Annotated in this window: 6 protein-coding genes and 1 pseudogene; 4 read left to right on the top strand and 3 right to left on the bottom strand. The window is 65.6% G+C overall.

The window, feature by feature from the left end; all coding sequences use genetic code 11:
• A partial coding sequence (gene thrS / locus JOY90_RS37130) for a threonine--tRNA ligase (protein ID WP_291696054.1) occupies window positions 1-1,620 on the top strand: 1,620 nt, incomplete at its 5' end.
• A gap of 139 nt (window positions 1,621-1,759) precedes the next feature.
• Window positions 1,760-2,323, top strand: a complete 564-nt coding sequence (locus tag JOY90_RS37125) for a nitroreductase (RefSeq protein ID WP_291696053.1) — start codon at window positions 1,760-1,762, stop codon at window positions 2,321-2,323.
• Window positions 2,324-2,341: 18 nt separating this feature from the next.
• Here JOY90_RS37125 and JOY90_RS37120 read toward each other — a convergent pair whose 3' ends face one another.
• Window positions 2,342-3,406, bottom strand: coding sequence for a hypothetical protein (locus tag JOY90_RS37120; RefSeq protein ID WP_291696052.1), 1,065 nt, complete (start codon window positions 3,404-3,406; stop codon window positions 2,342-2,344).
• A 309-nt stretch (window positions 3,407-3,715) separates the two neighbouring features.
• Between JOY90_RS37120 and JOY90_RS37115 the strand changes: the two genes are divergently transcribed.
• Window positions 3,716-4,735 carry a patatin-like phospholipase family protein gene (locus tag JOY90_RS37115; RefSeq protein ID WP_291696051.1) on the top strand — a complete coding sequence of 340 codons (1,020 nt, stop codon included), beginning with the start codon at window positions 3,716-3,718 and terminating at the stop codon, window positions 4,733-4,735.
• 9 nt (window positions 4,736-4,744) lie between these two features.
• Here the strand turns inward: JOY90_RS37115 and JOY90_RS37110 are convergent, their stop codons facing one another.
• A complete protein-coding gene (locus tag JOY90_RS37110; protein ID WP_291696055.1) occupies window positions 4,745-5,173 on the bottom strand; it encodes a CBS domain-containing protein in 429 nt (142 codons plus the stop codon).
• A gap of 176 nt (window positions 5,174-5,349) precedes the next feature.
• Complete coding sequence (locus JOY90_RS37105; RefSeq protein WP_291696050.1) at window positions 5,350-6,129, bottom strand: rhomboid family intramembrane serine protease; 780 nt, start codon at window positions 6,127-6,129, stop codon at window positions 5,350-5,352.
• A 462-nt stretch (window positions 6,130-6,591) separates the two neighbouring features.
• Between JOY90_RS37105 and JOY90_RS37100 the strand changes: the two are divergent.
• Window positions 6,592-7,145, top strand: a pseudogene (locus tag JOY90_RS37100) (PAS domain-containing protein).
• Window positions 7,146-7,608 lie beyond the last annotated feature (463 nt).

The following is a 7,608-nucleotide window of genomic DNA, read 5'->3' as shown; positions in this document are numbered from 1 at the left end:
TTTGCCGCGATCGAGAAGAAGATGCGCGAGATCATCGCCCGCGACAGGCCTTTCACCAAGGAGGTCTGGGATCGCGAGAAGACCAAGCAGGTGTTCCGCGACAAGGGCGAGGCCTTCAAGGTCGAGCTGGTCGACGCCATTCCCGGCAACGAGCCGATCAAGATCTATTATCAGGGCGACTGGTTCGATCTGTGCCGCGGCCCGCACATGACCTCGACCGGTAAAGTCGGCAACGCGTTCAAGCTGATGAAGGTGGCGGGCGCCTATTGGCGCGGCAATTCCAACAACCCGATGCTGACCCGCATCTACGGCACCGCCTTTGCCAAGCAGGACGAGCTCGACGCCTATCTCAAGCAGATCGAGGAAGCCGAGAAGCGCGACCATCGCAAGCTCGGCCGCGAGCTCGACCTGTTCCACTTCCAGGAGGAGGGCCCGGGGGTCGTGTTCTGGCACCCGAAGGGCTGGACCATCTTTCAGGCTGTCATCGCCTATATGCGGCGGCGTCTGGCCGGCGATTACAGCGAGGTCAACGCGCCGCAGATCCTGGACAAGTCGCTGTGGGAGACCTCCGGCCATTGGGACTGGTACCGCGAGAACATGTTCGCGGCGCAGTCGGCCGGCGACGAGGCCGAGGACAAGCGCTGGTTCGCGCTGAAGCCGATGAACTGCCCGGGCCATGTGCAGATCTTCAAGCATGGCCTGAAGAGCTATCGCGATCTGCCGCTGCGGCTCGCCGAGTTCGGCGTGGTGCATCGCTACGAGCCCTCGGGCGCCATGCACGGGCTGATGCGCGTGCGCGGCTTCACCCAGGATGACGCCCACATCTTCTGCACCGAGGATCAGTTGGCCTCCGAGTGCATGAAGATCAACGACCTGATCCTCTCGGTTTACGAGGATTTTGGTTTTACCGGCGACCTCATGATCAAGCTGTCGACCAAGCCGGAGAAGCGGGTCGGCACTGACGCGATGTGGGACCATGCCGAGCGCGTGATGGCGACGGTGCTGCGAGAGATCCAGGCGAAGAACAACAGGATCAAGACCGCGATCAATCCGGGAGAAGGTGCCTTCTACGGACCGAAGTTCGAATATGTGCTGCGCGACGCCATCGGCCGCGACTGGCAATGCGGCACGACCCAGGTCGACTTCAACCTGCCGGAACGGTTCGGCGCGTTCTACATCGACCACGACGGTTCGAAGAAGCCGCCGGTGATGGTGCATCGCGCGATCTGCGGCTCGATGGAGCGCTTCATCGGCATCCTGATCGAGCATTATGCGGGCAACTTGCCGCTCTGGCTGGCGCCGACCCAGCTCGTGGTGACGACGATCACCTCCGAGGCCGACGAGTACGCCAAAGTCGTGCTGGCTGCCGCGCGGCATGCGGGCCTGCGTGCCGAGATCGACCTGCGCAACGAGAAGATCAACTACAAGGTCCGCGAGCATTCGCTGGCAAAGATCCCGGCCCTGCTGGTGGTCGGCAAGAAAGAGGCCGAAACGCATTCCGTCTCGGTCCGACGGCTCGGCAGGGACGGGCAGAAGGTGACGCCGACCGCGGACGCCATCGCCGCCCTGGTCGAGGAGGCCACGCCGCCGGATATCGCGCGGGCGAAAGCGGCGGGCTGAGCGATCCGCGTTCCCGAAGGAGTAGATTGCAATATCGCCGCAGAAGCAGCCGTAGAAGCGATCAAAAACGGGACGTTCGGTCTCGTTGTCCGCCTGCGGTCGTGTTATGGGACCGCCGATCAACCGACGAGAATGACACGTGCCCGACGCCATCGAACTGTTGAAAAGCCGCCGCTCGGTGAAGCCGCGCGAGATGACCGCTCCCGGCCCCTCGCCCGCCGAACTCGACACCATCCTGACCATCGGCGCGCGGGTGCCGGACCACGGCAAGCTCGCGCCCTGGCGCTTCATCGTGTTCGAGGGTGAGGCGCGCGGCCGTGCCGGCGAGATCATCGCCGGCGTGTTTGCGCGGAAGAACCCGAACGCGACGCCCGCCGAGATCGAGGCCGAGAAGAAGCGCCTGACGGACGCGCCGCTCGTGATCGGCATCGTCAGCTTCACCCGGCCGCATCCCAAGGTGCCGCCGTTCGAGCAGGAGCTGTCGGCGGGCGCGAGCGCCATGAATATGGTCACCGCGGCGACCGCGCTCGGCTATGGCGCGTGCTGGCTGACGGGCTGGTTCGCCTTCGACCGCGAGGTGCTGGACGGGCTCGGGCTGAGGCCAGACGAGAAGCTCGCCGGCTTCATCCATATCGGCACGCCGTCGAAGCCGAGCGAAGACCGCCCGCGGCCGTCGCTGCCGGAGATCGTGACGCGGTTCTGATCTCACACCGCCCACGGATCAATGTGCGACGACCTCGACCTCGCCGTCGACGCCGTTGACGACGTTGAACGGACGTTCGAAGACCTTGCCCTCGTTCTTGGCGATGGCACGGTACTCGCCCTCCGACAGCACCACCTTCGGGAAGGCGCCGATCGATTCCTTGATGACGTCACCGCCCGGCGTGATCACCGACCAGGCGGTATTGGCGAGCGCTTCGCCGCCCTGGTCGGACACCAGCTTGAGCGTGATGACCGCGGCGCGGTGGGTCACGGTCACGTCCGTCAGCTTTCCGGCCTGGACGCGGATGTCGGAGCGCACCACCGAATTGGCGTCGCCATAATTCGAGACGATGTAATAGGTGCCTTCCGGCAGCACCACGACGTCGCCGGCCGCCACGCTCGGCAGCAGCGGCGCGCGCTCCTGGGTCTCGAACTGGCTGCCCTTGTAGATCGCGAACGAGATCTGATTGGTCGGGATCTTGCTCGTGCCGACGCGGCCTTCGATGCGCAGACCGCCGGCGGGAAGCAGGAAAGCCTCGCGGTCGGTCTCTGCCTTCAGCGTCACCGCGCGCACCGCGCTGACCAGTCCCATCGAGACGTGAACCACATAGGTTCCGGGCGGCAGTGCAATGTTGGGCGTCGCGTTGTGCTCCTCCCGGATCATCTTGAAGGTGCCGGTTTCGTCGGGCCGGTCGGGGAAGATGCGCCACACCAGCCCGGCATTGATCGCCGGAAGGTCCTTGCCGTAGCGCGCCGACAGGGCCAGCACGCCCTGGTTTGGCGTTAGCACGCCTGGAGGAGCCAGAGCGAGCGCCGGCGAGGTGCCCAACGCGGCCGGCTGGGTCAGCGGCGCGGGCAGCGCGGGCGGCGGCGGAATCGCCGCACCTTGCCCCGACGACGGCGCCAGGCTGACCGCCGCGCCCGGATCGGGAACCGCGGCCGGCGGCACGGGGGGCGCGGGATCGCCGAACAATTGTGCGTGGGCGCGGCCGGACAGCGCAGCAACCAGAAGACTCGCACAGGCGAGCGTCAGCGCAAAGCGCACGCTGCGGCGGAATCCAGCGGTACGACCCCCTCGTTTCATGATGCTGCTTTTGACCGAAAACGCGGCAAATTCAAGCCTTCCGCCCCCAGGATACCACGGTCATGGAGCCCGAGGCGCGCGACTGGGGCGCAACCGTGATGGTCCTCCGACGGCTCCGCGCGCCGCCGGCCCACCGCATAAGCGCCCCGATGCCGGCATAAACCATGCGATGGATCGGCGATGGCGGAACGCGCTCGGTCCGGCGTAGACTTGCCAACACCGCTTCCGCTCGTGAAAATATGCGAAACAGCGGGGGGCAAAAGCATCTACTGTCCAATGACGTGAGCTGGTTGCTGGAGCGTGCTTCAAGTGCTGGATAGGTTGATCCGACGCGGTCAAAGCGAGGTGGATAGCGGCGACAAGGTGGGACTTGGCACGATCCGCCGACCCGTGATCGGGCTCGCGCTCGGCGGCGGCGCGGCCCGTGGCTTCGCCCATATCGGCATGATGCGGGTGCTTGCCACGCATGGCATCGTGCCGCATGTCGTGGTCGGCACTTCGATCGGCGCGGTGGTCGGCGGCGCCTTCGTGGCCGGCCATCTCGATACGCTGGAGGAATGGGCGCGCGGTCTGCAGATTCGCAACGTCCTGGGCTATCTCGACGTCCGCCTCAACGGCTCCGGCCTGATCGGCGGCGACCGGCTTGCCGCTCAGCTCGAGTCCTCGATCGGGCCGACACAGATCCAGGACCTGCCCTTCAAGTTCGCAAGTGTCGCCACCGAGGTCCGCACCGGCCATGAGATCTGGTTGACGCACGGACGCCTGGTCGACGCGATGCGCGCTTCTTACGCCCTGCCCGGCATCTTCTCGCCGGTCCTGGTCGGCGACCGCTGGCTGGTCGACGGCGCGCTGGTCAACCCGGTGCCGGTGTCGGCCGCCCGCGCGCTCGGCGCCGAGATCGTGATCGCCTGCAACGTCTCCTGCGACATCTTCACCCATTCGACCACCATCTATGCGCACGGCGCGCCGACCATTCCGCTCGACGTGCCGATGGCGCCGGTGGCACCACGGCGCGGCTTCGGCAAGTTCTTCTCGCCCGAGCGCACCGTGAAGCGCGAGTTCTTCGGCAGCGGCGGCCGGCCCGGCATCTCGACCGTCATGGTCGATGCCTTCAACATCATGCAGGACCGCATCACGCGCGCCCGCCTGGCCGGCGATCCACCGGACCTCCTGGTCACGCCGCGGGTCGGCCAGATCGGCTGGTTCGATTTCCATCGCGCCGCCGACCTCATCGACGTCGGCACCCGCGCCGCCGAACGCGCGATCGATTCCATCCAGGAAGCCATCCATCTCCTGGCGCCCGGCGCGCAGGCCACCAAGGCGCCGTGAGGCGACACCTCACGCCGTCTTGATGTATTGGCGCATCGCTTCCTGCTCGTTCTCGTATTCGCCTACCCGCCACTTGACCACGTCGCCGATCGAGATCAGGCCGACCACGCGCTCGTTCTCGAGCACCGGCAGGTGGCGGAACTTGCCCGCCGTCATCATCTCCATGATCGCCGCGACGGTGTCGCTCTGGCTGCAGCTCACGACCTTGCGCGTCATCACCGCGCTGACCGGCTCGTCGAGCACGGCGGCGCCGCGTTCGGCGAGCACGCGCACGATGTCGCGCTCCGACAGGATGCCGTCGATGCGGCCGCGATCCATCACCAGCACGGCACCGATCTTACGCTCGCCGAGCAGCTTGATCGCTTCGGAGAGCTTGGCCTCCGGACCGAGATTCAAGACCTGACGTCCCTTGCTATCGAGAATCGCCCGTACCGTCATTGTCGTCTCCCTGAAGACGGTCGCGCCCTTGGCGAGCGCGACGTGGGTTCTGTTCAAGAATCAATCAACAGTTACGCGCCGTCTAGGTTGCAGGCGCATGTTGCACCCAAGTAGTTGCGCATGCGTTGCGGCTTCGTTGACCGGTGATGATGAATCGAATCGACCCGTCCCGCAAGCTAGTGGGCAGCAGGTGCAGCATCCGCTTCGCGATGCGGCACCGGATCGAACAGCGAGAACAGGATCAGGCCCGCGAAGAACCCGCCGATATGGGCCTGCCAGGCCACGCTCGCGCCATCGGCGCCGATCGCAATCGATGCGACACCGAAGATGATGTTGACGCCGAACCAGACCACGAGGAATGCCTGCACGCGCGGGTTGCGCAATGCCCGCAAGAGTGACAAGGCCGGTACTCTGGCAGCGGCGTCGGCGTCGCCGCGGGAGAACGACAGGAAGCTGCCCTGCACGAAGGCGAAACGGATCGCGGCCGCCATCGTGCCAGACACCGAAGCCGAGGCCCCGATCATCGGTGCCACCGCGTGTTCATGGGTGACGAGATGGGCGAGCGCGCCGGCCACTGCGGTCACCGCCATGAAGACGTAGAAGCGCAAGCCACCGAAGCGCCGCGCTAGCGCGCTGCCGAACGGCAACAGCCACAGCACGTTGAAGCCGATATGGCTGAGATTGGCGTGCAGCAGCGAATAGGTGACGAAGCTCCAGACCTTGGCGCCCTCGCCGCCGGGAAAGGTCAGGTCCACCAGCGTCGAGTCGTAGCGTTTCGGGATGAAGCCGAACACGTCGACGGTCCACTCCTCCCATTCGGGCGGCAGCAGTACGCGCAGATGGATGATCGCGATCAGAACGACATAGACGGTCAGAGCCCGCGGCAGCGTCAGGATCGGCTCGCGCGGCGCGGCCGGCTCAGGCGGGGTGTTGACGGGGTCGAGGGGAAAATCCAAGGCGCGGCTCTCACGGGGATGCCCAGATAGGCGTCTTTCGCCAAGCCGTGCAAGTAAACAGATAAGCAAACAGATAGGCGTTTCCGGCGGCACCGGAAGATGGAGGAAGGGCCCTGAGAAAGCTCCTTCCTCCCCGATCGTTTGGCCCGTAGCGCCGAGGGACATCCCCACCCCTCCCGCTCATGATGAACCTGCGAGCCCGACCTGTTCGACGCCTTCCGTGTCTCAACCGCGCCGGACAGCCGGCGTGCTTGGATACCTACCGACTTTACCCATCCCGCGGACGCCGCCAACAACATCGTTAACTTAACCTTAACGCCGTGAAGTGGTGGCCGAACCAAGGCAGAGGCGCCCGCGGCATGGACGCTGCACTCCTGATCCGGCAGAACGGTTTTCGGGAACACGTGCACGAAAGCCGGACAAAGCTGTCCCAGAGGACAGGGCACGTGGGGTGAGTGGCGTATGAAACATCCGTCGTGTCGCGAGTTCTTCGCCTATTGGGACGAGAAGCGTGGGCCGTCGCGGGCGCCGGACCGCAGCGAGATCGAGCCGCAGGCGGTGCGAGAATTGCTCGGCGACATCTTCGTGCTGTCCTATGACGCGGACAATGGCTTTCCGTTTCGCGTCGCCGGTACGCGGGTCTGTGCCCTGTTCGGCCGCGACCTCAGGGATGCGAGCTTCGCCGCGTTGTTTGCCCAGGGCTGGCGGCGCGAGATCGAGGAGATCACGACCGTGGTCGCCGAGGAAATGCTGCCCTGCATCAGCGGTCTCACCGCGATCACGCCGCGCGGCACGCCTCTGCATCTGGAGCTCCTGCTGCTGCCGTTCCAGGCCCGCGCGCATGCGCCGATCAGCCTGACCGGCTGCTCGCGCCGTTCGAGGCGCCGCATGCTCCGCTCTCCGAGCTGCAGCTCACCTCCTGGCGCTACCTGCATCGGCCGGACAGGATCATCCCGCGTGCCATCCGCAAGCTCGCGCTCGCGCGCGGCTTCATGGTGTATGAGGGACTGCGGTAGCGCTGAGTGCACCACTCTCTCCGCGTCATTGCGAGCGCAGCGAAGCAATGAAGACCGAGACACACGTGTGCGTTCTCGCGGCATGACTTACCCGAGTTGTTCGATCAGTCTGCCCTCGAAAGAACAGAGGGCGCAGGGAAGACCGGGTGTCGACTGACACCCGCGGCCCCCGTGCAGCGAATAACGCACGGGGCAGGAACCACAGGCTCAGCCGAGAATACCCGGCCTTCCCTGCGCGATGGTGTTAACGCGTATAGCGTGCTCTCCCTGGTGACCGGGCTTGTTTGCCACCATCACATGCCGATCATCTCGACAAGCTTGATCCCAGCGTCGGGGGACCAGGACCACACGCCTTGGCAGTCCGCGGCCTGCTGCTCGTCTCGCAGCACACACGCGTCCATCGCATCCCGCTCCCAACGTCCGTGACGATCGCGAAGCGCCCCTCCTGGTGGAATCGGGACGC

The organism is Bradyrhizobium sp., from assembly GCF_019242285.1.
Classification (GTDB): Bacteria; Pseudomonadota; Alphaproteobacteria; order Rhizobiales; family Xanthobacteraceae; genus Bradyrhizobium.
This window is presented reverse-complemented; position numbering and strand designations above follow the sequence as displayed.